The organism is Sphingorhabdus sp., from assembly GCF_035329025.1.
Taxonomy (GTDB): Bacteria; Pseudomonadota; Alphaproteobacteria; order Sphingomonadales; family Sphingomonadaceae; genus Sphingorhabdus_B.
Map to the genome: position 1 here is coordinate 13,802 of NZ_DAOLHN010000028.1, position 22,913 is coordinate 36,714.

Genomic DNA, 22,913 nt, shown 5'->3' on the forward strand with positions numbered 1-22,913 from the left:
TCCCCCTGTATTAAGCTATCAATACAGTTGGGGCAGTGATACGTCCAGTCGCTATTGATAGTGACTCGCTAAGCTGCTATTTACACTTATGTCGGTAAGATATCGGCAATGATTGCAACATAGGTAAGATGTTCATGGATCAGGCAATTCCCCTTTGCGACCCCGCCCGCACCGATTCGGGTTTCCGCCCGATGAAGGCGCTGCACCATTTCCGCAAACTGATCGCCGACAAGGAAGATACCGCCCAGGTCTTCCACATTATCGAAGCGCTGCGCGACAATCGTTTTGCCAAATCGGCAGAACGCTTTTTCGAAAGCCCGACCGGAAAGACCATCCTCGAAAAGAACGAATATCTGCCGCATTTGCTTGATGACCATGATCGGCTGCGCAAACTGCCGATGGGCACCGTGGCACACGCCTATTGTGACTTCATGGAAAAAGAGGGACTCACGTCGCAAGGCCTGGTCGACGAATTTGACCGGTTCCAGCAGGGCAAACCACGCCATGACGATATGCTTGAACGTTATGGCAACCGCCTGCGTGATACGCATGATCTGTTCCATGTCCTAACCGGCTATGGCCGCGACGCTCTGGGCGAACAATGCGTCCTCGCCTTTTCTTACAGCCTGAACCCCAGCTGGGGCGTGTTGTTCATCGCATGGGCGGGCGCACGTGAGCTGAAGAAGACAGTGTCGACCGACGCGCCGATCTACGCCGCAGTGCGTGAAGGACAGCGCATGGGCCGCGTTGCCAAGAGCCCGGCGCATGAGGATATCGAGGCCTTGCTGGCAATGCCGTTGGCGGAAGCGCGCAAGAAACTGAACATTGCCGAGCCGGTCACCTATCAGCGAGCGCATGCTATCATGCGCGGCGAGGGCATCGATCCTTACGACCTGCTGGGCCAGCAAAAGGCTGTTGCCTGACTTTCAGCGCCGCATAGCTACTGAATCAGGCTTCCATCCAGTCCTTGAAGAAGCTCTCATGCGCGGCGCGCAGGTCGTTCAGCGAAACCGTCGAACCATTAACGCGGATGGCATCGCCACTGACGGTACCGATGGGTTCAAACGGCACCTTGTTCCGGTCAAGCGGCTTGTCTGCCGGATAGGTCACCAGATAACGCGACTGGGTTTCGTTGAAGGCAAAGGCCGTATCCATAGGCGATAGTTCAGCGCCAATGCCGCCTGCCAGCGCCATTTCCGCCACGGCGACCAGCAGGCCGCCATCCGAAATATCATGCACCGCCGTAACCGCACCATCGGCGATCAGTTGGCGCACAATGCTGCCGTTCAATTTCTCGTCGGCTAGGTCGACAAAAGGCGGGTCGCCCTCTTCGCGGCCATGAATTTCGCGCAGCCATAACGACTGGCCGAGTTCCGGATAGTTGGAGCCGATAACGGCAAGGATTTCACCCTCGGCCTTGAAGCCAATGGTTGCCATTTTCGACACATCGTCGAGCAGGCCGACGCCGCCAATTGCAGGGGTTGGCAAGATTGCACTACCGCCGCCAGTCGCCTTGCTTTCATTGTAGAGCGAGACGTTGCCCGAGACGATCGGGTAATCGAGCGCACGGCAGGCATCGCCCATCCCCTCAAGCGCGCCCACAAATTGCGCCATGATTTCGGGCCGCTGCGGGTTGGCAAAGTTGAGGCAATTGGTGATCGCCAGCGGCGTGGCTCCCACGGCGCTGATGTTACGATAGGTTTCAGCAACCGCCTGTTTGCCGCCTTCATAGGGGTCGGCATAGACATAGCGCGGGGTGCAGTCGGTCGACATGGCGAGCGCCTTTTTGTGGCCGTGCACGCGTACCACAGCGGCATCACCACCCGACTTCTGAGCAGTATCGGCGCCAACCTGACTGTCATATTGCTGCCAGATCCACGCGCGGCTAGCGAGATCGGGCGAAGCCATCAGCTTGAGCAAATCTGCACCCAGATCCGCCGATTGGGGGATATCGCCCAGCGGCTTCACTTTTGCCCAGGCCTTATAGTCCTCACGGCTCAGCGCCGGGCGGTCATATTGCGGGGCATCATCGGCGAGCGGACCGAGCGGGATATCGCAGACCACTTCGCCATTCCATTCGAGCACCATATGACCGGTATCGGTCACTTCGCCGATCACCGCGAAGTCGAGTTCCCATTTCTCGAAAATCGCCTGCGCCATAGGCTCCTTGCCGGGTTTCAGCACCATCAGCATGCGTTCCTGCGATTCGGACAGCATCATTTCATAAGGCGTCATGCCGGTTTCGCGTTGCGGAACCTTATTCATGTCGAGCCGGATGCCGCATCCGCCCTTGGACGCCATTTCGACGCTGGAGCTGGTCAGGCCAGCCGCACCCATATCCTGGATCGCGACAATCGCATCGGTCGCCATCAGTTCAAGGCAGGCCTCGATCAGCAGCTTTTCAGTGAAGGGGTCGCCAACCTGGACAGTCGGGCGTTTTTCCTCGGCATCCTCGCCAAAATCGGCCGACGCCATGGTCGCACCGTGAATGCCGTCGCGCCCGGTTTTCGATCCGACATAGACAATAGGATTGCCCACGCCGGTGGCAGCTGAGTAAAAAATCTTGTCCTGATCGGCAACGCCGACGGTCATCGCATTGACCAATATATTGCCATCATAGGCGGGGTGAAAATTGGTTTCGCCGCCGACGGTCGGCACACCTACACAATTCCCATAGCCGCCAATGCCTGCAACCACGCCTTGCACCAGATGCTTCATCTTGGGGTGATCGGGGCGGCCAAAGCGCAGCGCGTTCATGTTCGCCACCGGCCGCGCGCCCATGGTGAATACGTCACGCAAGATGCCGCCTACGCCAGTCGCCGCGCCCTGATAGGGTTCGATATAGCTGGGGTGGTTGTGCGACTCCATCTTGAAGATCGCCGCCTGCCCGTCACCAATGTCGATCACGCCAGCATTTTCTCCCGGGCCGCAAATCACCCAAGGGGCCTCGGTCGGCAGTTTTTTCAAATGGATGCGCGAGCTTTTATAGCTGCAATGCTCCGACCACATCACCGAGAAAATGCCAAGCTCGACCAGATTGGGCTCGCGCCCCATCGCATTCAGGATGCGCTGATATTCTTCCTCGGAAAGGCCATGGTCGGCGACGACTTGCGGGGTGATCTGGGAGGCAGCTTGGGTCATGCGCGGCGCTTTAGCGTTGCATGCCGCCTTTAGCCAGCCTGTTTGCGGCCTTCGCTGCGATAAACCCACCATGCGGCGAGCGTGATCAGGCCAAAGGCGAAGAAAGCGAGCAGGCTGGTGCCGGTGGTGACTTCAGGTTCGACGGGACCGAACCAGTTGACCGCCTGAAACAGCAGCATCACGCCGCCCAGCAGGGCAAAGGGCAGTGTCTTGGGTCTCGCTATTTTTGCGTAAAGCCAGAGCGACCCGAAAGTCAGCGCCAGTTCGAGCGGCATTTCGATTGAGGGGTGGTTCCAGAGACCCAGTCCCAGCTTGGGCGGGCTGCCCGCGAGCGTAAGGTCAGGCACATGCACCAGCAGGTCGAGGAACCAGTGTGACAAAACCACTAGCCCGGCGACAATCCCGGCCATGCGGCTTTTAGAAATCAGCAGCACCAAGGCACCAAATAACGCCGCAAAAAGGGTCGAACCCAATAAGCTATGCGTGTAGGGCATATGGTAAAGGTCCATCGGGTTCATCACCGAAATCCCCGGCGTCACCCGCATCTTTTCAATGCCGGTCAGCAACAGTCCGAAAAAGATCCAGTCGACCAGTTGCGCTCCGACGAACAAAACCGGCAGGCTGGGTGCATCCTTGTGACGCGCGGCAATCATCGCCGGTGCAAAATGTCCGATAAACATAAGTGGTCCCTCCCCCGCCCGGGGAGACTAGCGAGACAAGTGCAATGCGCAAGAAAAAGGGGCCGACAAGCGACCCCTTCTCCTGCTTCGATTATATGCCGTATCAGTTGCTTTTGCAGGTCTGTGCGCCCTTGTCGGCGAGCTTGAGGTTGATCTGCTTGCCGTTGCCCGAAAGCATGGTCTTTCCATCTTCGGATTTGAGCGGGCCAGCGGGCGCTTCAGCTGCCGGTGCAGTTGCACCTTCAGCAGGTGCGGCAGGCTTTTCACCGCTCACGCGAACAGCGGCAGCAGTTTTGTCACCGACGCGAATGTCGGCAGCTTCATTCTGGCCGAGGAAGTCGACGTGCACGATGGTGTTATCGGCGCAGCGATAGGTCGCCTGCGAAGTGATTGCCGGTGGCATTTCTGCAGCGGGTGCAGCAGCTGCTTCGGTAGCAGCGGTAGCTTCGCCTTCGGCAGCAGGGGTTTCGGACTTGTTGCATGCCGCTAACGCCAGCATGGACAACGGGGCGATGAGGAGAATGGATTTCTTCATAGACTCGGGACCTTGCCCCAGCTTTGTTGCAGCTGAAAGTAAAATCGGTACTGAAGATCGACGAAGCGAAACGCTTGACCGGCAAGCTGCCCCGCGCCAAAGCTGCGGCATGACCAGCGAAAGCACAGAACCCAGTTTTGAAGAGGCGCTCAAGGCGCTTGAAGAGATTGTACGCAAACTCGAAAGTGGAGAAGCGGCGCTCGACGAATCGATCGCGCTCTACGAACAGGGCCACAAATTGCGCGCGCAGTGCCAAGCCCGCCTCGATGCCGCCCAGGCAAAAATCGAGCAGATTGTGCTTGGCGCTGACGGTGCACCCGCTGCGACACGCCCCTTTGATGCGGATTGAGCCCTGATGGGAAGCCCAACCGCGTCGATCAATCAGGCAATTGCCGAGGTCGCGGCTGACGTTGATGCGATGTTCGGAGCGTTATTGGTCGTCCCGACCGATGCTCGCGCCCGGTTGTTTGAGGCGATGCGGCATGCGGCAATGGGTGGCGGAAAGCGGCTGCGTCCGCTGCTGGTGATCGCGACGGCAGGCATTTTCAACGTGGCGCGTATCCAAGCGGTCCGGACCGGGACGGCTGTCGAAGCAATTCATGTCTATTCTCTCGTGCACGATGATCTGCCGTGCATGGATGATGACGATATGCGGCGTGGCAAACCGACGGTGCACAAGGCTTTTGACGAATCGACCGCCGTGCTGGCGGGGGATTCGCTACACGCATTGGCCTTTGAAATCCTCTCCGATCCCGAAACCCATCCAGATCCATTTGTGCGCGGCGACCTGATTGCCACACTGGCCAAGGCCAGCGGCCCCGATGGAATGGCGGGCGGTCAGATGATGGACCTAGAAGCCGAAAAATCGAGCTTCGATCTGCCAACCGTCACCCGATTGCAGGCGCTGAAGACAGGAGCTTTGATTGCCGCAAGCGTTGAAATGGGAGCCATCCTCGGCCACGTACCGCCCGAAGGCCGCGTCCATCTGCGAGGTTATGCAAGAGACATCGGCCTCGCCTTCCAGATTGTCGATGACATCATGGATGTCGAGGGCGACGAGGCGCTGGCGGGCAAGGCGCTGCACAAGGATGCCGATGCCGGAAAGGCCACGTTCGTCTCGCTGATGGGCCTTGAACGCGCCAAGCAGCAGGCCGAAATGTTGGTCGAACAATCAGTCAACCATCTGACCAACTATGGCCGGGAAGCAGATTTGCTTCGCGCCATCGCCCGCTATGTGCTCAAACGGGATCGCTGAGGGGGGGAGAAAAACATGAAGCGTATCGGCGTCTATCCGGGAACTTTCGACCCGATCACCCTTGGCCATATGGACATCATCGCGCGCGGTGCAAAGCTGGTCGACGAACTGGTCATCGGCGTGACCACAAATATCGCGAAATCGCCGATGTTCAACGACGACGAGCGGATGGCGATGGTGGAGCGCGAAGTGGCGAGACAGGGAATCAGCAACACCCGCGTCGTCGGCTTCAACTCGTTGCTGATGGACTTTGCCGATGCGCAAGGCGCCGCAGTTGTGATTCGCGGCATTCGGGGCGTGACCGACTTTGAATATGAATATCAACTCACCGGTATGAACCGCCAGCTGAACGACCGGGTGGAAACCATCTTCCTGATGGCCGATGTTGCTTTGCAGCCTATTGCGAGCCGCCTGGTGAAAGAAATTGCAATCTATGGCGGTGACATTTCCAAATTCGTAACGCCCACCATCCGTGATGAAGTCGTTAGCAGAGTGGATGAGATTAAACGCAAGAGCGTTTGATCCGCATTTTTCCCAACTTTGAAGAACCAGTACATTCCGGAACTTACCCGTCGCACGCAGGCAGCCTATCAGTCCCGCAAAAGCAGCGAAGGGAAATGCACATGCTACGTTCGATCATGGCGGCGGCTATCATATTTGCCGTTCCGGCAAGTGCTATCGCCCAGTCCTATAATAGTTCCGACCTCGGCCAAACTGCCGACAAAAGGATAAGCTTAGGCCTGACCATACCTGTCGGCCATGGTGGCAAGGCGCAGGAGCGCAAGCCCCGGCTTGAACTCGGTTTCGATCATCGTGCCAGCCAACAATCCGTTGCAGTTGTCGGAACCGATTTGAAAGCCCTGAACAATCAAAAAGCGCGAATCGGGTTAAGTCTGTCCAAAGACCCGCATCTGATGCTCAATGGCCGAGAAGTGCCCAAAGTTGACGGGCGGTATAACATGTCAACAGTGGCATGGATCGGGATAGGCTTGGTGGTAGCGGCCGGCATCGGAGTGGCTGTTGTGGCGCACATAGCCGAATCGAGATCCGAATAGCGCGACTGATGCCTAATCAGCCTCTGCTGGCTCGGGCAATTCGAGATATTCCTTACGGATTTTGATGGCATTGGTCGCAAGCCAGACTTCGCGCACAAATGCGGCCAGTGCTGCAGAGAGCAACATAAGAGCCAGAATGAAGACCGCAACGATCAGTTCGGCTGCGGAAAAATCCGACAGTCCCATCAAAAACAGCAGGCCGATCATCACGCAAACACACACGGCCGCCAACACCGCAAGCAGGATCGATTTACCGACAACCCACATGCGCTTTTCCAGCAGGCGCAGCTCGAGGACAAGATTGACAAGGTCTTTGCCGCTGACCTGCGCGTGCTTCTCTTCAAGGCGACGCGAACGGTCAACGATACGCGACAAGCGCCCGGTTAGCACGTTCAACAGGCTGCCTACCGCAACGAGCAGGAAAGCCGGTGTCAGCGCGGTTTGTACCACGCGGATCACCGATTCCAGCTCGACGCCCCACTGAACGTGCAACAGCGGGTTCACGCAATTTCTTTCCCGGCGACCATGTCGCGCAGTTCGGTTTTCAGCAGTTTTCCGATATGACTGCGCGGCATTTCGTCGATCTGGAAGAGCGCGGAGAGGCGCTGGGTCTTGCCCAATTGCTCGTTGGCGGCAGACAGCAAGGCATCGGTATCCAGCTCGACGCCTTTGCCACCAGTCACAAAGCCGACCGGGGTTTCACCCCAGCGCTCGCTGGGTACGCCGATGACGGCGGCTTCCTCAACACCCAGCAGACCGAGCAATATACCTTCCAGATCGACCGGATAGATGTTGAAACCGCCCGAAATGATCATGTCTTTTGAACGGCCCAGCAGTTCAACAAAGCCATCGGCATCGACGCGCCCGATATCGCCCATACGCTGCCAGACACTGCCGTCTTCCGGATCAAGCCAGTAACCTTCGCGGGTTTTTTCGGGCTGGTTCTGGTAGCCCGACATCATTGTTGCCGAGCGCCCCACCAGCTCGCCAATCTCGCCTGACGGCAAACGGTTGCCCGCTTCATCGATTGTGAAAACTTCGCTACCCTTCCAGGGTATACCAACGGTGTGCAGCTTGTCGGGATGCTCATGCGCCTGCAGCAGGCAAACGACGCCACCTTCGGTCATCGAATAGATTTCGACCAGACCGCCCGGCCAGCGTTTCAGCACATCGGCCTTGAGTGCCGGGGCAAAGGGGGCGCTGGTGCAATATTTCAGCCAATAGCTCGACAGGTCATACTCATCGAACTTCTCATATTCCATCAAGCGCTTATACTGGACCGGTACCAGCATCGTGTGGGTGATACGGTGCTTTTGCGCACGCTCCAGATAGCCGACTGTGTCGAATTTGGGCATCATGTGCAGCGTGCCGCCATAGGCCAGCGTCGGAATGACCAGTGCCAACGTGGTGTTCGAATATAGCGGGGTCGAAGCGAGCGAGGCAGCTTCGGGGGCGCCATAGCCGGTGTTGGCACCGACGCAGGCGTGCAGCCAGCGCATCTGGCGCGAATGGATGATGCCCTTGGGCGTTCCCGTTGTCCCGCTCGAATAGATGATGTTGAACGGATCTTTCGGACCGCAGCCATGCGGTGCGGCCTCCGTACCTTCCTCGGCCATCCAGCCGAAAATGTCCGGATTGTCGCCCAAAGGAGCATCCAACATGATGGTCTTGACCGGCGGCAAATCCCGCCCCGCAAGATCAGCCAGCTTGGGTGCATCAATGAACAGGTGAATCGCACCCGAATCCTTGAGCATCGCCTCCAGTTGCTGCGGCGTTGCCGAAGTAGTGAGCGGCGCTGCGCAGCCACCGGCGCGAATGGCCCCGAGATAGGCCAGCGCATAGCGCACCGTGCTGGTGCCCAGAATTGCAACTGCCTGCCCCTTTTGCAGTCCATCGCGTTGCAATTGTGCTGCAATCCGCTCGACCAGCGCGGCGACTTCGCTCCAGGTCAGGCTCTCGATTCCATCATCAAGCGCAACGCGGTCCGGTCGCTGTTGCCCATAAGCGGCGATCAGGCCGCTATAATCTCCAAAGGGTTTTTCCAGTTCGGCCGCCGGGTCGAATGTCATCTCATCTCTCTCCTTGTTTCCCGGATTGCTTAAGCTGACGAATCGATAAAAGGAAAGCCCAAATCCTTGTGGAAAAGAACGGCTTTTCCTTGGGATTCCGCACCCGTTCCCCTATAGTCCGGCGATGAGTGAAAACACCCCCAGCGGCGACAGCGCTGCCAATCCGAACAAGAATGAATATGGCGCAGACAGCATCAAGGTGCTGAAGGGCCTTGATGCCGTGCGCAAGCGGCCCGGCATGTATATCGGCGACACCGACGATGGCTCTGGCTTGCACCATATGGTGTTCGAAGTTTCGGACAATGCGATCGACGAAGCGCTGGCCGGGCATTGCGATCTGGTGCTGATCGAGCTCAATCCCGATGGTTCGGTCTCGGTCGAGGACAATGGCCGCGGCATACCGACAGGCATGCACAAGGAAGAGGGCGTTTCCGCCGCCGAAGTGATCATGACCCAGCTGCATGCGGGCGGTAAGTTCGAGAATACTTCGGACGACAATGCCTATAAGGTGTCGGGTGGCCTGCATGGCGTGGGTGTTTCGGTGGTCAATGCACTGTCCGAATTCCTCGAGCTCACCATCTGGCGTGAGGGCAAAGAGCATTGGATGCGCTTCGAGCATGGTGATGCGGTTGCCCCGCTCAAAGTTACGGGCGATGCGCCGGTGGTCGATGGAAAGCCCAAAAAGGGCACCCGCGTGACCTTCATGGCGTCGACCGACACCTTCAAAAATGTCACCGAGTTCGATTTCGACAAGCTCGAGCATCGCTATCGCGAGCTTGCCTTCCTCAATTCAGGTGTGCGCATCCTGTTGCGTGACAAGCGCCATGCCGATGTGCTTGAGCATGACCTCTATTATGAAGGCGGCATCGCGGCGTTCGTCAAATATCTCGACCGCAACAAACAGCCAATCATGCCCGATCCGATTGCGATCTCTTCCGAACGCGATGGCATTGGCATCGATGTGTCGCTCGAATGGAACGACAGCTATTATGAAAATGTCCTCTGCTTCACCAACAACATCCCGCAGCGCGACGGTGGCACGCACTTGGCCGCCTTCCGCGCCGCGCTGACCCGCACGATCAACAATTATGGCGAGAAATCGGGTATCCTGAAAAAAGAGAAAGTCTCGCTGACCGGTGAGGATATGCGCGAAGGCCTGACCGCGATCGTGTCGGTCAAATTGCCCGACCCAAAATTCAGCTCGCAGACCAAGGACAAGCTGGTTTCCTCCGAAGTGCGCCAGCCGCTCGAAAGCCTGATGGCCGACAAGATGGCGGAATGGCTTGAGGAAAATCCGGCGCATGCCAAAACGCTGATTAGCAAGATCGTCGACGCCGCCGCCGCCCGCGAAGCCGCCCGCAAAGCCCGCGAACTGACCCGGCGAAAGGGTGCGATGGATATCGCCTCGCTGCCGGGCAAACTAGCCGACTGTCAGGAGCGCGATCCAGCCAAATCCGAACTGTTTCTGGTCGAAGGTGACTCGGCAGGCGGATCTGCCAAACAGGGCCGCGACCGCCACTATCAGGCGATTTTGCCGCTAAAGGGCAAGATCCTGAACGTCGAGCGCGCACGCTTTGACCGGGTGATTTCATCCAAGGAAGTCGGCACGCTGATTCAGGCGATGGGCACCGGCATCCGCGATGATTTCAACCTTGAAAAGCTGCGCTATCACAAGATTGTGATCATGACCGACGCTGATGTCGATGGCAGCCATATCCGCACGCTTTTGCTCACCTTCTTCTACCGGCAGATGAAACCGATCATCGAGGCAGGGCATCTCTACATCGCCCAGCCGCCGCTCTACAAAGTCGCCAAAGGACGCAGCGAACTTTACCTGAAGGACGATGCAGCGCTCGACAATTATCTGGTTGATGCGGGGTTGGGCGGCGTGCTGCTCGAAAGCGCGCAGGGACAGCGCAGCGGCAATGATCTGGCTGCTTTGGTCGAACATGCGCGGCGGATGCGCAGCCTGATGGCCTATGTACCGCGGCGCTATGACCCAACCATCATCGAAGGACTGGCGCTCAACGGCGCCTTGGCCCCCGAGCTGGAAGGTGCAGAACGCGAAGCCGCGGTCGCCAAGGCAGCTGCCTGGATGGATGCGCAGGACGTTGAAAGCGTCTGGACCGGGCGTGTCGCCGAAGAAGGCGGCTATCATTTCGAGCGTCGCTGGCGCGGTGTATCCGACCACCACATCATCGAGCGCAGCTTCCTGATCAGTGCCGAGGCCCGCAAGCTGCACCGGCTGGCGATGGAAGAGGCCGAAAGCTATCTGACGCCCGCCCGACTGGTCAAATCGGGGGCGGCCGCAGCCGAGCCTGAAGCCGAAGTTGAAGCCGCGGACAGCGAAGAGGTGCAAAGCCCCGCCGCACGCAAGGCATCGGCCGACAAGGCGATCACCCGCCCATCCGAATTGCTCGAAGCGGTGCTGGCGGCTGGCCGAAAGGGCCTGTCGATTGCGCGCTATAAAGGGCTGGGCGAGATGAATGCCGAACAGCTTTGGGAAACCACACTCGACCCGACGGCCCGTTCGCTGCTGCAGGTGACGATCGAAGACAGCCAGGAAGAGGGCGAGATTTTCGAGAAGCTGATGGGCGATGTGGTCGAACCGCGCCGCGAATTCATTCAGGATAATGCGCTCAACGTCGCCAATCTGGACGTATAAGGCGCATTCGCACTGGTGCATAGTAAGGCTGGAGATTGAAACTGGCTGCCTTAGGTTGGCAGAGTGGTTGTCGTTGTCCTTAAATCTCAGATAGTCCGGCTAATGGCGCTGGTCATCGCTGCGATGGCGCTTTCGTCATGCCTCTATCTTCCGGGCCAATATGAGAGCCTGCTGCGGATATCGCGCAACGGACAGTTTGAATTCCAATATAGCGGCCAGATAAGATTTGCACCCGCAGGTGTGGGCAAAAGGAACGCTGCGGACAACGCAACCTGGTCCGACATGATGGCCTATTGTTATGACGAAAAGGGCAATCTTCAGACAGTTCGAGACAAAGCAGGCCAGATCGATCCTTCCTGCACGCCCGAGAAAGTTGCCGAGCGCAAATTGGAATGGGAGCGCAAACATCAGGAGCAACGCGAAGAGGAGGCGATGGTCGTCAATCTGCTCGGCTTCAATCCGTTCAACGATGCGGACAATCATGCAATCGCCGAGAAACTGATGCGTTATGATGGCTGGAAACAGGTCCGATATCGCGGGCGAGGTATATTTGATGTCGAATATGCCATCACCGGAAAGACGGACCGTGATTTCATTTTCCCGACCATTCCAGGCGTTCAGATCAACTATCCTTTTGTCTCGCTACGCCGTCGAACCGACAATGAAGTCGAAATCAAAGCAACGGGGCTGGCAGGTTCAGGATTACCGATCTTTGTGCGAAACAGCGATATTATAGCGCAATCGGATGATCCCGAAAGTAAGGCATCCGACCCACGCTATTGGATAGCAGGCACGTTCGTGATCGAAGGCGACAAACAGTTCGAGAGCGAGAATGGTGAAGCGGCGGGATTGAACCGTATCCAATGGCAGATTGACGGAACGACTGCGTTGGTCCCTGAAGCAGAATTTTTGCTGGACGATATTCTACCGACTACCGCCCGGTGATTTCGCCTGAACGGCTGCTGTCCAGCCTGGCAAGCATCGGATATAATTCCTTGCAAGCCAGTTCGAGTGCCGTCCATTGTTTGGCCGTATCGCGCAGCTCTCCAGCCGCCAGCGTTTCCAGATATTCGGCTTTACGCTGGCCGAGATCTGTTTCGACTGCATTGGCATCATTGTCGTCTGACAGCATGGCTCGTGCCGTTGCGGCAAAATCGGCGGCTACCGCCTTTTGGGAATCACCTGCGGCTTCGCCCTCGTCCCTGTCCAGACGTTCGCCTTCAATTGTGTGGAACGCCGCGCAACGAAGCAACGCGTCGTAAGTTTCCGCATCGGCGGGCTGCGCAAGCAGGAGGAAAGGCAAGATGAGCATCGGTCCTACTTAACCCAAAGTCATGACCGTTCGCTGAACAAACAGGTTCATTGGGGCTCGGGTGCTAGACCGGCTTCGTCGACGATGGCCGCCGCGGCTGGTTCAAACTGGATGCAGACCTGCTTCAATTCTTCCATTTCGCGCTTGTGCTGCTCTGGCTCAACGGAGACTGAATCCTCATACAGTCCCTCGACCGTTTCCTCGATCTTGGCTTCGGCAGCATCCGGATTGTCTTCGGGAAATTTTGCATAGGATGCGAGCAGGAACAGGATGGCCTTTTGTTCACCGAATTTCGCCTCTTCACTGCCCGGTGTAGCCAATGACGCTGTATAGACATGATATGCTGCGCAACCGGTGGCGGCATCAAACAGTGCAGCATCGTTCGCCTTCTGGTCGGTTGCCACGTCGGCGGGCTGTTCAGCAGGTGCCGGTTCGGCAGCAGCAAGCGCAGCGATCAGGAGCAGCGTTGCTGCCATCGATATTCCTTTCAGTTTATTGCGATCTGGTCGGTGCGAGATTGCAGACGGCTTGTCAATCGGCAGCGATGGCGGCCGCCTGCCATGCGGGAAGCTTCATATCGGCCATATTCTCAACCCTGCGCAGTTCGACCGCAAGGCCCAGTTCGGGATAGCGGGCACGCGCCTTCGCCGGATCAGCATCGGCTATCGGTACGACCACCAGCCGCCGGTTGACCTTTTGCCGCCAGTTCATCCGCGCGGTATTTTCCTGCCCGACATAACAACCCTTGGTGAACGACACGCCGTTCAGTTCGGCGGCATTGGTTTCCAGCCACAGCGTCGCATCGCTGCCCAGTTCGGCAAGCCCTTCCGGAACGCCAAGCGACAGGCGGTGTGCGCGGTAGAAGGCGCTGATATCGACATCATCATCGGCAACCGGCGCGATCCAGCGTACCCCCAGTTCGGGCAGGCGCGGATCGGAGGGGCGGTCGGGTGCCGCTGCGGCCCAATATACACCCAGCGCCAGATCAACGGATATCGCGATTTTCCTTCGCAAGCGGTAGATCGACAAGCGGCGAGCGAGTGCCTCCGCTTGCGCCGTTTCGCAATCGATCAGCACATCCGACTGTCCTGAGCTTGTCGAAGGATCGGCCCATAAAAAGAAATCAAACAAAGCTTTGCCTTGCGGCGTCAGCAGACCGGCCCACAGCGGCAGTTCCGCTTGCGTATCGTTGGTCACCAGGCCTTGAAGGAACGCACGAACATCCTCCCCCTCTTCCTGAGGAGACAGGCGAATAATGGCGCGATCGAACAATCGGGGTGCAGACATGGGTGACAGATAGGGAGGCACGCGACTAAAGGGAAGCCATGACCGTGACGACTCTGACGATCCGCCGCCCCGACGACTGGCATGTACATCTGCGCGATGGGGAGATGCTGAAAGGCGTGCTGCCCTATACCGCGCGCCAATTCGCCCGCGCCATCGTGATGCCGAACCTGTCGCCACCGGTTACGACGACCGAGGCCGGACGTGCCTATCGCGATCGCATCCTTGCGGCCTTACCCGAAGGGATGGCGTTCGAACCGCTGATGACCTGTTACCTCACCGATACGCTGTCGCCTGAGGAGGTCGCCCGCGGCCATGCAGAGGGGGTGTTCACCGCCGCCAAACTCTATCCCGCGCACGCAACAACCGGCAGCGCGCACGGTGTAACCGATGTCGCCAACATCTATCCGGTGCTCGAACGCATGCAGGCGATCGGCATGCCGCTTTTGATCCATGGCGAGGTCACCGACCATGAGGTCGATATCTTTGACCGCGAGGCGGTATTTATCGAGCGCACGCTGAACCATATCGTCCGTGACTTTCCGGATTTGCGGATCGTCTTCGAACATATCACCACGGCTGAAGCGGTCGATTTCGTGACCGCTTCTGGCCCGAATATCGGTGCAACCATCACACCACAACATCTGCATATCAACCGCAATGCCATGTTCGTCGGTGGTATCCGCCCGCACGCTTATTGCCTGCCCGTCGCCAAGCGCGAGAAGCACCGGCTGGCGCTGCGCAAGGCGGCAGTTTGGGGCAACCCCAAATTCTTCCTCGGCACCGATAGCGCCCCGCATGCAGTATCGGCCAAGGAATCAGCCTGCGGTTGTGCAGGCATTTTCAACGCGCCTTATGCGATTGAAAGCTATGCGACGGTGTTTGAAGAGGAAGGGGCGTTGGAAAAGCTGGAAGGCTTTGCTTCCGAATTCGGCCCCCGTTTTTACGGCCTGCCGCTCAATGACGAGATGGTCACGCTGGAACAGGCCCCGGTAGAAGTACCACTGTCGGTCGATGCCAATGGTACGCCGGTTTCACCCTTCCACGCGGGCGAAACCATCGGCTGGAAACTGTTATCCGCCTGATCGCATCCGGCGAAAAGCGTCGATGCTGAACAAGGCAATCGCGGTCCAGATCAGCGCGAAGCAGGCCAGCTTGGTCGCATCGAGCGGTTCATCATAGGCAAAGGCGCCGAGGAAGAAGACGATCGTCGGGGCCAGATATTGCACGAACCCCAGCGCGGTATATCTCATCCGCCGCGCGGCTGTCGCAAAGAGCAGCAGCGGGATAACGGTGATCGCCCCGCCAGCCGCGAGCAAAGCCTCGGTTCCGATGTCACGAAAACCTCCAGCTTGCGAAACACTCCAGATGCAAACGGCCAGCGCAATCGGACCGAGCAGGCACATCTCGACCGCGAGGCCCGGAACCGAACCCGTCGGCGCGGTCTTGCGGACGAGGCCGTAAGTGCCAAAGCTGAAAGCCAAAGTCAGGCTGATCCAAACGGTTTCGAGCGAACCGGCGAGCAAAATTGCCACGCCCATTCCAGCCACGGCGACCGCCCAGCCCTGCCGCTTGGTCAGGCGTTCGCCAAGAAACAACCGCCCCAGCAGCACGTTGACCAGTGGGTTGAGATAATAGCCGATGCTCGTCGCCAGCACGCGGTCGGTGGTAATCGCCCAGACATAGACCAGCCAGTTGATCGCAATCAGCACCGCCGACAGCATCATCGCACGGCGAGCCTTGGGATTGGCAATGGCAGCGGTAAATTCGCCCCATTGGCTGCGGAAATAGAGAATGATGAAAACGACGGGCACCGACCAGACGATGCGGAACGCCAATATGTCGAGCGCCGGTACCCTCGCCAGCAGCTTGAAATAGACCGGCAGGAATCCCCAGATCAGATAGGCTGAAAAGGCGTAGGGAAGCCCACCGCCTTGCGGCGTCTGCTGGTTGGCGGTGGTCATGTCTGTTTGGTTCGGATCAAATAATCCCGCCGCCCAGCCACAGCCGAATGGCGCAAATAGCGACGACGACGAGGCAGAAGTTGCGGCCTGCATTCTTTTCGGACGCAAAACCAAAGGCGACCCCTGCGCCCGCAATGACGATGATCAGCCAGTTGAGCCAGCCCAGCAACGGGAAGAATGCGGGAATAGCCAATACCAGTGCGATCAGGCCGAGGATGAATGCTATGATGTTTGCCATATGTCGAAGACTAGGCATCGTATGCTCGCTTGGCAAGCATAGTCAGCGCCACGCTTCGACGCTCGCACGAAACCGTTCGACCAACAAATTCGCTTCCGTCTAGATTTCGTTCATCTAAAATCGGCGCATTGGCTGCAACCAATAAGGAGAAGATCGTGAAGAAGCTGATCGCAACCACAGCCGCATTTGCCCTCGCGCTGCCAGGCGTAGCGCTTGCAGATCCACCGCGCCATGCCCCGGCACATGGATATTACAAGAAAAAGCAACGTAATGCCGAGCCGATCTATCGCGACACCCGCGTGTGGCGTGGCGACGATGATCGCTATTATTGCCGCCGAAGCGATGGCACCACGGGCATGATCATCGGTGCCGCAGGCGGTGCGTTGATCGGTCGTGCCATCGACACCCGCGGCGACCGCGCGCTTGGCACGATCCTGGGTGCCGCCGGGGGCGCGATCCTTGGCCGGCAAATTGATCGTGACCGCTATCGCTGTAGGTAGGCGTTTATTCTTAACTCAACTTTCGTCATCCCCGCGAAGGCGGGGATCCATCTCCGGTATTTGAAATTCGACGGCAGGTGATGGATTCCCACTTCCGCGGGAATGACGAAGCAAAGGCTTATCCGAACGCCGATTCTCTACGAAGCCTTGAAACGCAACGGCAAGGTCTTGAGCCCGCCGACAAAGGTCGAGTTCGCACGCTTGGGTGCGCCCGCCAGCTCGACTGAGTCCAGCCGGTCGAGCAATTCCTCAAACAATATCCGCATTTCCAGCCGGGCGAGATGCAGCCCGAGGCACTGGTGCGCGCCTGCGCCAAAAGCGATGTGCCGGTTCTGGTCCCGGGTGGCATCGAATTTACGCGGTTCGTCAAACTGGGCGGGGTCGTGGTTGGCAGCAACATAGTTGATCATCAGCCAGTCGCCCTTGGCGATTTTCACGCCAGATATTTCGACATCCTCATTCGCCATCCGCATGAAATGCTGCACCGGCGTGGTCCAGCGGATCGCTTCCTCGACGATACCAGCAACCAGACTGCGGTCCGCTTTCACCTTGGCGAATTGGTCAGGATCTTTGGCTAGCGCCAGCATGGCCCCGGCAGTGCTTGCCGAAGTCGTATCATGCCCGGCTGCGGCGACGATGATATAATAGCCCGCCAGATCAAGCGGATCGAGCGGCTGTCCGTCTATCGTTCCATTGGCCAATATCGTCGCCACATCCTTGCCAGGGTTTTGGCGACGTTCCTCGGCCAGTTTCTCGAAATAGGCTGTAAAGTCCTGCACTGCACCCAGCACGATCTGCGTGATCTGTTCGGGCGACAGATTGGCCATGCCGGTCTTGTTCAGATCCTCATCCTGCCCACCGAACATCTGCTGCGTCAGGAACAACATGCGCGGCTCGTCTTCTTCGGGCACACCCAATATCTGCATCACCACATGCAGCGGATAGGGTGCAGAAACCAGCGGCACGAAATCCGCCTCAGGACCGGCGGCGATCAGCCGGTCAACCGTGCGCTTGGCTAGGTCCCGGATATCAGCTTCGATCAGCTTCAGGTTCTTGGGCATGAACCATTCCTGAGTCAGCCGCCGCAGCTTCGGATGCTTGGGGGCATCGAGCGCAACCAGCGACTGGACCAGATTGGGTGATCCGCCTGTGATTTCGCGCGCTAATGCTTCGCCGACCTTGTTGGTCAAAACCGTCGGGCGGGGTGAATTGAGGAAAGTCGCATTGTCCTTGCTGATCCGCATCACATCTTCGTGGCGCGTAATCAGCCAAAAGGGTTCATGCTCGTCGGTTGGGCTTTCGATGCGCAGCACCGGGGTTTCCGCCCGGATCTCGTCGAACAGGTCGAGCAGCGGATCCCAAGCCGCATAGGATTTGGGATCGATCACCGCGATGGCGGTTTCGGGCTTTGCGACGGGTGCGTTCATGTCCTCAAACTCCTCAAACGATCCGGCTGTCTTTGTTTCCCCAATATTCGTCGCGCAGCAGCCTCTTGTAGAGCTTACCGGTCGCATGACGGGGCAGCTCTTCGCGGAAGTCTATCTGCCGCGGCATTTTCACGCCCGACAGGCTGGGGCGCAGATAGGCCTTGAGTTCGTCGGCCAGTTCGTCGCCCGCATTGGCCCAGTCGAGCGGCTGGACGATGGCGACCACACGTTCGCCCATATCGTCGTCGGGCGCACCAATAACGGCGGCGTCGGCAACCTTGGGATGGTGCACGAGCAGATTTTCGATCTCTTGCGGATAGATATTCACACCGCCCGAAATGATCATGAAGCTCTTGCGATCGGTCAGATAGAGGAAGCCCTCTTCATCAACCTTGCCGACATCGCCGAGCATCGACCAATTGGCATGTTTCGGGTGGCGGCTTTCGGCGGTTTTCACCGGATCATTATGATAGCTGAACTGCGATTCGCTCTCGAAATAAACGACGCCTTCCTCGCCCACCGGCACTTCCTCGCCATCCTCGCCACAAATGTGGATGATGGCGTTGAGTGCCTTACCGACCGAGCCCTTGTGCGCCAGCCAGTCTTCGCTGTTGATGAAGGTAAAGCCATTGCCTTCGGTACCCGCATAATATTCGCGCAGCACCGGACCCCACCAAGCGATCATCGCCTCCTTCACCGGAACCGGGCAGGGGGCTGCGGCATGGACGGCGCATTTCAGCGACGAGACATCGTATTTCGCGCGCACCTCTTCAGGCAGCTTCAGCATTCGCACGAAATGTGTTGGCACCCACTGGCTGTCGGTAATCTTGTATTTCTCGATCGCGGCCAGTGCCTCTTCGGGATCATATTTTTCCATCACCACCACGGTACCGCCAAGGCGATGCACCGCCATGCACCAGCGCAGCGGGGCGGCGTGATAAAGCGGGGCGGGTGACAGATAGATGCTGTCGCCGGTGAAGCCGAAGGCACCGGCAGCAATCATCGCCAGCGGGTTGACCGCTGCGATGTCGGAGTCTTCAGGAAGCGGCAGGCGCACGCCCTTGGGCCTACCCGTGGTGCCGGAACTGTAAAGCATGTCGGTGCCTGCACGTTCATCCGCGACCGGGTCTGTCGGCATTTTGGCCAGTTCGGATGCGAGCGGCGTCCATCCCGCACGTTCGCCACCGACGATATAGCGCTTCACCGGCGTTTCGATCTGGTCAAGCGTGTCGCCCAGATAGTTGGAGGTAAACAACGCCTGCGAACCGCTATCCTGCAGGATGTAATCGATCTCCGAAGCAGTCAGCCGGTTGCTGATCGCCACAAAGACCAGACCGGCGCGCTGCGCACCCCATGCGAGATCGAAAAACTCGGCCCGGTTTTCCATGCACATGGCAATCGTATCGCCATGGCCAAGCCCGAGCGAACGCAGCAGTTGGGCCACCCGGTTCGAATTGGCTTCAAGCTGGGCATAGGTCACAACCTGTCCGGACCCGGCCATGATGACGGCGGGTTTATCGGGGTTAACCGTGGCATGAATCTTGGGGTGCATCACTCTCTCTCCGTCACAGCGTTTTGTCTGTTTTCTGCAGCGCGATCTTACAAAGTCAAAATTCGTCACCCCCGCGAAGGCGGGGGTCCATCACCTGTGGCTTAAATTTAGCGCGCCGGAGATGAATTCCCGCCTTCGCGGGAATGACGAACGATAAAGATCGAGCCAATTGCAAGAATCACGTTCCCGTCCAATTGGGCTTGCGCTTTTCGGCAAAGGCCGCTGCACCCTCGCGGGCATCGTTGGTAGCGAAGAGGTTGCCGAGCGTTTCGGTCTGCTTTTGCCACATTTCGGCTTCGCTCCATTCGCCCGATTCGACGATCACCTGTTTCGACTTTTTCACGGCAAGCGGGCCGTTGTCGGCAATGCTGCGGGCCAGTTCAATGGCTGCATCAAGTGCCGGGCCGGAAGTCAGGCGATTGACGAGGCCCAGTTCATAAGCGCGCTTGGCATCAACAAAATCACCCGTCAGCGCCAGTTCCATCGCAATGTGCGGCGGGATTTTCTTCGGTAGGCGCATCAGGCCGCCTGCAGCAGCGGCCAATCCGCGCTTCACTTCGGGGATACCGAATTTGGCATTTTCGTTGGCGACAATCATGTCGCAGGCAATGGCTACTTCAAGGCCACCTGCCAGCGCATAGCCATCGACCGCCGCGATCAGCGGCTTGGCTGGTGATTTCTGCGTGATGCCGCCAAAGCCGCGCCCCGCAACGAAGGGCGTTTCGCCGCGCAGGAAGCCCTTGAGGTCCATGCCCGAACAAAAGGTTCCGCCTGCACCGGTCACAATGCCGACGCGCAGGTCGTTTTCGGCATCGAGCCGGTCGAGGGCTGCGGCTATCAGTTCCGACGCCTCCTTGTTCATCGCGTTCTTCGCGTCGGGGCGGTTGATCGTGATGATCAGTATGCCGTCGCGGGCTTCGACCAATGCGTCGCTCATGGATTATCCTCTCTTTACTTGGTTTTCGGAAGGCCGAGCACATGCTCGCCGATGATATTGCGTTGAATTTCGCTGGTGCCGCCGCCGATCGTGGCGGAGAAGCTGTTGAGATAACTGCGGTGCCAGAAGCCGCCATCGACGGCATTTTCATCCCCCACATAATAGCCCGCTTTGGTTCCCTGAAACTGCAGGGCAAATTGCGTCAGCTCGCGCACCAGCTCGGTCCGCGCCAGCTTATTCATCAGCGAAAGCCCCATCGGGCGATCCTGATTGAGCGGTGCCATCCGTCTGCGGGCATTGTTGAGGTTGAGCGCCTGCGCATCGATCAGGAATTCGACCAGTCTGTCACGCATCACGGGGTCATCGAGCAATGGCTTGCCTCCACGCTGTGCATTGCGCGCCAGATCGAGGATTTCCATGACGTCCATTTCCTTGGCAAAGGAACCGCCCGCCAGATTGACCTTCGCGCCCCGCTCATATTCAAGCGTCTTCATCGCGACCAGCCAACCCTGGCCTTCCTCGCCCATCATGTCACTGGCGGGAATGCGGGCATTGTCGAAAAAGGTCTGCACGAAGCCATATTCGCCGGTGAGCTTCTTGATCCGCCGGGTTTCAATGCCCGGAATGCGCATCGGTGAAAGAAAGAAACTGAGCCCGGCATATTTGTTCGGCGCATCCGGATTGGTGCGCGCGAGCAGTATCATCATATGCGCGCGGTCGCCAAGCGAGGTCCAGATTTTGGAGCCGTTGACAACATAGTCGTCGCCATCGCGCACAGCGCGCGTTTGCGCATTGCCGAGGTCGGAGCCATTCTCTGGTTCCGAAAAGCCCTGGCACCAGATTTCCTCAGCCGCCAGCATCGGTTTGATATAGCGCTTCTTCTGTTCCTCGCTGCCAATGTCGAGGATCAGCGGCCCGGCCCAGCCATTGCCGATCGCGTTGAGCATGATCGGCGAATCATATTTCTTCATGATCCGGGTGGCGATCCGCTGAAACTCCGGATGCATGCCCCGACCACCATATTCGGCGGGCCAGCTCATCCCGATATAGCCAGCCTCATAGACCTGATTCTGCCATTTCTGCAGGAAATCAAACTGCTGGTCGGTCGAAACCTCCATGAAGGTCAATGGCAGCATGAAGCCCGGATCGGCGACGGTATGCTCGCGGAACCACGCGTCGCATTGCGCCTCGAAATCGGCGAGTTCTTGGGCGGCGGGCATGCTCATAAGTGATTCCTCTCTCGCGGTTTAATTGCGCGATTAAACCGAGGATTGCAATGCCTGTTCAGCGATTTTTTCATGTGATGCAACCAATAGCGCTTGTTGCGTTCTTACAATTATTCGCCCGACCTCCGGTATATCTAGGCTGCACTAAGCATGATCCGAGGGGGCTAGGAAAATATGCGAAAGTTGATTGGCTTTGCTGCGCTTATCGCGCTGTCTGCGGGGGCAAGTGCGAAGGACGAAGAGCCTGCGCTGAGTTTGTCAAAATGCGAAACCAACTATGGCACCATCGCAGTTGTCGATGGCGATACACAGGGCTGGACCAAATTTGGCTTGGGGAGCCCACGCGAGCTGGTCAATGCGTTTGCACTCGAGTCGGGCTGCTTTACGCCGCACAATCCGGCAAGCGGCGAACCCGCCAATTATTTGATGAATGTGATCGCGGGCGACAAGGAAGAGGTCGACAAGAGCATCGACCTTGCGAAGGCGGCGGTTACCGAGGGGCTGGTTCGTTCGGGGGCAGTCGGGGGTCTGGTTGGCGGCGTGCCGCTCGCAGGACCGTTGCTGGGAATGTTTGGCGGCTTGGGTGGCAAGAAAAAGACCGTTGCAGCCGGCATTCGTGTCGTCAGCCCGGCCAACGGCCTGACCTTGGTCAGCGGCAGTGGTGAAGTCAAGAAATCCGCTCTTACCTTTGCCGGGGCTTCCGCTTGGGAAAGCGGCGTAAATGCCGCGGGCTATGGCTCGAGCAAGGACGGTAAAATGCTCGCCGAAGCCTTTATGAAAGCCTTTAACGCCGTCAGCAGGCAGGCATCAATCCTGTCGCAAGCCGCACCGTCACCAAAAGCCGGGGCAGGTGCGACCGCAGCCGTCGACACAAGCATGTACGCAGCCGCAAACAAGGAAAGCGCTGTCCTGCGCGCACTGCGGGCCGGAACCAGCCTCAATCCCACAGGCAACCGCGAAGGCCTGTTTGTGGAAATGACCGATAATTTTGGAACCCGGGGGTGGGTGTCCGTCGAAGACCTGCAATAGCGACCCATCTGCATTCGACGGACACCCGTGCGGTCGTGCCTAAA

24 protein-coding genes are annotated in these 22,913 nt (G+C 58.2%); 10 read left to right on the forward strand and 14 right to left on the reverse strand.

Annotation, left to right across the window (positions count from 1 at the left end; all coding sequences use genetic code 11):
• Positions 1–128: 128 nt before the first annotated feature.
• The gene (locus PKC81_RS09305; protein ID WP_324335373.1) at positions 129–923 is read left to right on the forward strand and encodes a Coq4 family protein; all 795 of its coding nucleotides are present in this window, start codon (positions 129–131) and stop codon (positions 921–923) included.
• A gap of 25 nt (positions 924–948) precedes the next feature.
• Here PKC81_RS09305 and purL read toward each other — a convergent pair whose 3' ends face one another.
• The 3 genes from purL to PKC81_RS09320 form a co-directional block, all read right to left on the reverse strand.
• The gene (gene purL / locus PKC81_RS09310) at positions 949–3,141 is read right to left on the reverse strand and encodes a phosphoribosylformylglycinamidine synthase subunit PurL (protein WP_324335375.1); all 2,193 of its coding nucleotides are present in this window, start codon (positions 3,139–3,141) and stop codon (positions 949–951) included.
• A 29-nt stretch (positions 3,142–3,170) separates the two neighbouring features.
• On the reverse strand, positions 3,171–3,821 hold the full coding sequence (locus PKC81_RS09315) for a hypothetical protein (RefSeq protein WP_324335377.1): 651 nt from the start codon (positions 3,819–3,821) through the stop codon (positions 3,171–3,173).
• Between the two features lie 103 nt (positions 3,822–3,924).
• The gene (locus tag PKC81_RS09320; RefSeq protein WP_324335379.1) at positions 3,925–4,356 is read right to left on the reverse strand and encodes a hypothetical protein; all 432 of its coding nucleotides are present in this window, start codon (positions 4,354–4,356) and stop codon (positions 3,925–3,927) included.
• 109 nt (positions 4,357–4,465) lie between these two features.
• Here PKC81_RS09320 and PKC81_RS09325 point away from each other — a divergent pair, with 109 nt between their 5' ends.
• From PKC81_RS09325 to PKC81_RS09340, 4 genes are all read left to right on the forward strand, one after another.
• The gene (locus PKC81_RS09325) at positions 4,466–4,705 is read left to right on the forward strand and encodes an exodeoxyribonuclease VII small subunit (protein WP_324335381.1); all 240 of its coding nucleotides are present in this window, start codon (positions 4,466–4,468) and stop codon (positions 4,703–4,705) included.
• Positions 4,706–4,711: 6 nt separating this feature from the next.
• Positions 4,712–5,611, forward strand: coding sequence for a farnesyl diphosphate synthase (locus tag PKC81_RS09330; RefSeq protein ID WP_324335383.1), 900 nt, complete (start codon positions 4,712–4,714; stop codon positions 5,609–5,611).
• 15 nt (positions 5,612–5,626) lie between these two features.
• Positions 5,627–6,133, forward strand: coding sequence for a pantetheine-phosphate adenylyltransferase (gene coaD / locus PKC81_RS09335; protein ID WP_324335385.1), 507 nt, complete (start codon positions 5,627–5,629; stop codon positions 6,131–6,133).
• Between the two features lie 101 nt (positions 6,134–6,234).
• On the forward strand, positions 6,235–6,666 hold the full coding sequence (locus PKC81_RS09340) for a hypothetical protein (RefSeq protein ID WP_324335388.1): 432 nt from the start codon (positions 6,235–6,237) through the stop codon (positions 6,664–6,666).
• 12 nt (positions 6,667–6,678) lie between these two features.
• Here the strand turns inward: PKC81_RS09340 and PKC81_RS09345 are convergent, their stop codons facing one another.
• A complete protein-coding gene (locus PKC81_RS09345; RefSeq protein WP_324335390.1) occupies positions 6,679–7,170 on the reverse strand; it encodes a DUF2721 domain-containing protein in 492 nt (163 codons plus the stop codon).
• A complete protein-coding gene (locus tag PKC81_RS09350) occupies positions 7,167–8,735 on the reverse strand; it encodes a class I adenylate-forming enzyme family protein (protein ID WP_324335392.1) in 1,569 nt (522 codons plus the stop codon). The genes PKC81_RS09345 and PKC81_RS09350 overlap by 4 nt, the downstream gene beginning before the upstream one ends.
• A gap of 124 nt (positions 8,736–8,859) precedes the next feature.
• Here PKC81_RS09350 and gyrB point away from each other — a divergent pair, with 124 nt between their 5' ends.
• Together gyrB and PKC81_RS09360 are read left to right on the forward strand one after the other, a co-directional pair.
• Positions 8,860–11,400: a DNA topoisomerase (ATP-hydrolyzing) subunit B gene (gene gyrB / locus PKC81_RS09355; RefSeq protein WP_324335394.1), complete on the forward strand. Its 2,541-nt coding sequence runs from the start codon at positions 8,860–8,862 to the stop codon at positions 11,398–11,400.
• A gap of 102 nt (positions 11,401–11,502) precedes the next feature.
• Positions 11,503–12,345: a hypothetical protein gene (locus tag PKC81_RS09360; protein ID WP_324335396.1), complete on the forward strand. Its 843-nt coding sequence runs from the start codon at positions 11,503–11,505 to the stop codon at positions 12,343–12,345.
• Here PKC81_RS09360 and PKC81_RS09365 read toward each other — a convergent pair.
• Genes PKC81_RS09365 through PKC81_RS09375 form a run of 3 tightly spaced genes read right to left on the reverse strand, consistent with a single transcriptional unit; the run spans position 12,332 to position 13,999 of the window.
• On the reverse strand, positions 12,332–12,712 hold the full coding sequence (locus PKC81_RS09365; protein ID WP_324335398.1) for a hypothetical protein: 381 nt from the start codon (positions 12,710–12,712) through the stop codon (positions 12,332–12,334). The genes PKC81_RS09360 and PKC81_RS09365 overlap by 14 nt on opposite strands.
• Positions 12,713–12,759: 47 nt before the next feature.
• Positions 12,760–13,188, reverse strand: coding sequence for a hypothetical protein (locus PKC81_RS09370; RefSeq protein WP_324335400.1), 429 nt, complete (start codon positions 13,186–13,188; stop codon positions 12,760–12,762).
• Between the two features lie 55 nt (positions 13,189–13,243).
• On the reverse strand, positions 13,244–13,999 hold the full coding sequence (locus PKC81_RS09375) for a folate-binding protein (RefSeq protein WP_324335402.1): 756 nt from the start codon (positions 13,997–13,999) through the stop codon (positions 13,244–13,246).
• A 38-nt stretch (positions 14,000–14,037) separates the two neighbouring features.
• Here PKC81_RS09375 and pyrC point away from each other — a divergent pair, with 38 nt between their 5' ends.
• Positions 14,038–15,081 carry a dihydroorotase gene (pyrC, locus tag PKC81_RS09380; RefSeq protein WP_324335404.1) on the forward strand — a complete coding sequence of 348 codons (1,044 nt, stop codon included), beginning with the start codon at positions 14,038–14,040 and terminating at the stop codon, positions 15,079–15,081.
• Here the strand turns inward: pyrC and rarD are convergent.
• Both rarD and PKC81_RS09390 read right to left on the reverse strand, forming a co-directional pair.
• Positions 15,070–15,960, reverse strand: coding sequence for an EamA family transporter RarD (gene rarD / locus PKC81_RS09385; protein ID WP_324335406.1), 891 nt, complete (start codon positions 15,958–15,960; stop codon positions 15,070–15,072). The two genes, pyrC and rarD, sit on opposite strands and share 12 nt — an antisense overlap.
• A gap of 16 nt (positions 15,961–15,976) precedes the next feature.
• Positions 15,977–16,198 (reverse strand): hypothetical protein, encoded by a 222-nt coding sequence (locus tag PKC81_RS09390; RefSeq protein WP_324335408.1) that lies wholly within the window; start codon positions 16,196–16,198, stop codon positions 15,977–15,979.
• A 155-nt stretch (positions 16,199–16,353) separates the two neighbouring features.
• Here PKC81_RS09390 and PKC81_RS09395 point away from each other — a divergent pair, with 155 nt between their 5' ends.
• The gene (locus PKC81_RS09395) at positions 16,354–16,698 is read left to right on the forward strand and encodes a glycine zipper 2TM domain-containing protein (RefSeq protein WP_324335410.1); all 345 of its coding nucleotides are present in this window, start codon (positions 16,354–16,356) and stop codon (positions 16,696–16,698) included.
• Positions 16,699–16,835: 137 nt separating this feature from the next.
• Here the strand turns inward: PKC81_RS09395 and PKC81_RS09400 are convergent, their stop codons facing one another.
• The 4 genes from PKC81_RS09400 to PKC81_RS09415 form a co-directional block, all read right to left on the reverse strand.
• Positions 16,836–18,125 (reverse strand): cytochrome P450, encoded by a 1,290-nt coding sequence (locus tag PKC81_RS09400; RefSeq protein ID WP_324335412.1) that lies wholly within the window; start codon positions 18,123–18,125, stop codon positions 16,836–16,838.
• Positions 18,126–18,138: 13 nt separating this feature from the next.
• The gene (locus PKC81_RS09405) at positions 18,139–19,677 is read right to left on the reverse strand and encodes an acyl-CoA synthetase (RefSeq protein WP_324335414.1); all 1,539 of its coding nucleotides are present in this window, start codon (positions 19,675–19,677) and stop codon (positions 18,139–18,141) included.
• A 178-nt stretch (positions 19,678–19,855) separates the two neighbouring features.
• Positions 19,856–20,614 carry a crotonase/enoyl-CoA hydratase family protein gene (locus PKC81_RS09410; RefSeq protein WP_324335417.1) on the reverse strand — a complete coding sequence of 253 codons (759 nt, stop codon included), beginning with the start codon at positions 20,612–20,614 and terminating at the stop codon, positions 19,856–19,858.
• A 14-nt stretch (positions 20,615–20,628) separates the two neighbouring features.
• Positions 20,629–21,840, reverse strand: coding sequence for an acyl-CoA dehydrogenase family protein (locus PKC81_RS09415; protein ID WP_324335418.1), 1,212 nt, complete (start codon positions 21,838–21,840; stop codon positions 20,629–20,631).
• A gap of 174 nt (positions 21,841–22,014) precedes the next feature.
• On the opposite strand from PKC81_RS09415, the gene PKC81_RS09420 reads away from it, so the two are divergent.
• Positions 22,015–22,869, forward strand: coding sequence for an SH3 domain-containing protein (locus PKC81_RS09420; RefSeq protein WP_324335420.1), 855 nt, complete (start codon positions 22,015–22,017; stop codon positions 22,867–22,869).
• The last annotated feature ends 44 nt before the right edge of the window (positions 22,870–22,913 follow it).

Bases quoted from the DNA above. Each gene is read 5' to 3' on its own strand.
- PKC81_RS09410 (WP_324335417.1), bottom strand. From the start codon at position 20,614: ATGAGCGACGCATTGGTCGAAGCCCGCGACGGCATACTGATCATCACG.
- PKC81_RS09360 (WP_324335396.1), top strand. From the start codon at position 11,503: ATGGCGCTGGTCATCGCTGCGATGGCGCTTTCGTCATGCCTCTATCTT.
- PKC81_RS09415 (WP_324335418.1), bottom strand. From the start codon at position 21,840: ATGAGCATGCCCGCCGCCCAAGAACTCGCCGATTTCGAGGCGCAATGC.
- PKC81_RS09405 (WP_324335414.1), bottom strand. From the start codon at position 19,677: ATGCACCCCAAGATTCATGCCACGGTTAACCCCGATAAACCCGCCGTC.
- PKC81_RS09365 (WP_324335398.1), bottom strand. From the start codon at position 12,712: ATGCTCATCTTGCCTTTCCTCCTGCTTGCGCAGCCCGCCGATGCGGAA.
- PKC81_RS09305 (WP_324335373.1), top strand. From the start codon at position 129: ATGTTCATGGATCAGGCAATTCCCCTTTGCGACCCCGCCCGCACCGAT.
- pyrC (WP_324335404.1), top strand. From the start codon at position 14,038: ATGACCGTGACGACTCTGACGATCCGCCGCCCCGACGACTGGCATGTA.
- PKC81_RS09330 (WP_324335383.1), top strand. From the start codon at position 4,712: ATGGGAAGCCCAACCGCGTCGATCAATCAGGCAATTGCCGAGGTCGCG.
- PKC81_RS09350 (WP_324335392.1), bottom strand. From the start codon at position 8,735: ATGACATTCGACCCGGCGGCCGAACTGGAAAAACCCTTTGGAGATTAT.
- gyrB (WP_324335394.1), top strand. From the start codon at position 8,860: ATGAGTGAAAACACCCCCAGCGGCGACAGCGCTGCCAATCCGAACAAG.
- coaD (WP_324335385.1), top strand. From the start codon at position 5,627: ATGAAGCGTATCGGCGTCTATCCGGGAACTTTCGACCCGATCACCCTT.
- PKC81_RS09315 (WP_324335377.1), bottom strand. From the start codon at position 3,821: ATGTTTATCGGACATTTTGCACCGGCGATGATTGCCGCGCGTCACAAG.
- PKC81_RS09390 (WP_324335408.1), bottom strand. From the start codon at position 16,198: ATGGCAAACATCATAGCATTCATCCTCGGCCTGATCGCACTGGTATTG.
- PKC81_RS09340 (WP_324335388.1), top strand. From the start codon at position 6,235: ATGCTACGTTCGATCATGGCGGCGGCTATCATATTTGCCGTTCCGGCA.
- rarD (WP_324335406.1), bottom strand. From the start codon at position 15,960: ATGACCACCGCCAACCAGCAGACGCCGCAAGGCGGTGGGCTTCCCTAC.
- PKC81_RS09320 (WP_324335379.1), bottom strand. From the start codon at position 4,356: ATGAAGAAATCCATTCTCCTCATCGCCCCGTTGTCCATGCTGGCGTTA.
- PKC81_RS09370 (WP_324335400.1), bottom strand. From the start codon at position 13,188: ATGGCAGCAACGCTGCTCCTGATCGCTGCGCTTGCTGCTGCCGAACCG.
- PKC81_RS09400 (WP_324335412.1), bottom strand. From the start codon at position 18,125: ATGAACGCACCCGTCGCAAAGCCCGAAACCGCCATCGCGGTGATCGAT.
- purL (WP_324335375.1), bottom strand. From the start codon at position 3,141: ATGACCCAAGCTGCCTCCCAGATCACCCCGCAAGTCGTCGCCGACCAT.
- PKC81_RS09325 (WP_324335381.1), top strand. From the start codon at position 4,466: ATGACCAGCGAAAGCACAGAACCCAGTTTTGAAGAGGCGCTCAAGGCG.
- PKC81_RS09420 (WP_324335420.1), top strand. From the start codon at position 22,015: ATGCGAAAGTTGATTGGCTTTGCTGCGCTTATCGCGCTGTCTGCGGGG.
- PKC81_RS09375 (WP_324335402.1), bottom strand. From the start codon at position 13,999: ATGTCTGCACCCCGATTGTTCGATCGCGCCATTATTCGCCTGTCTCCT.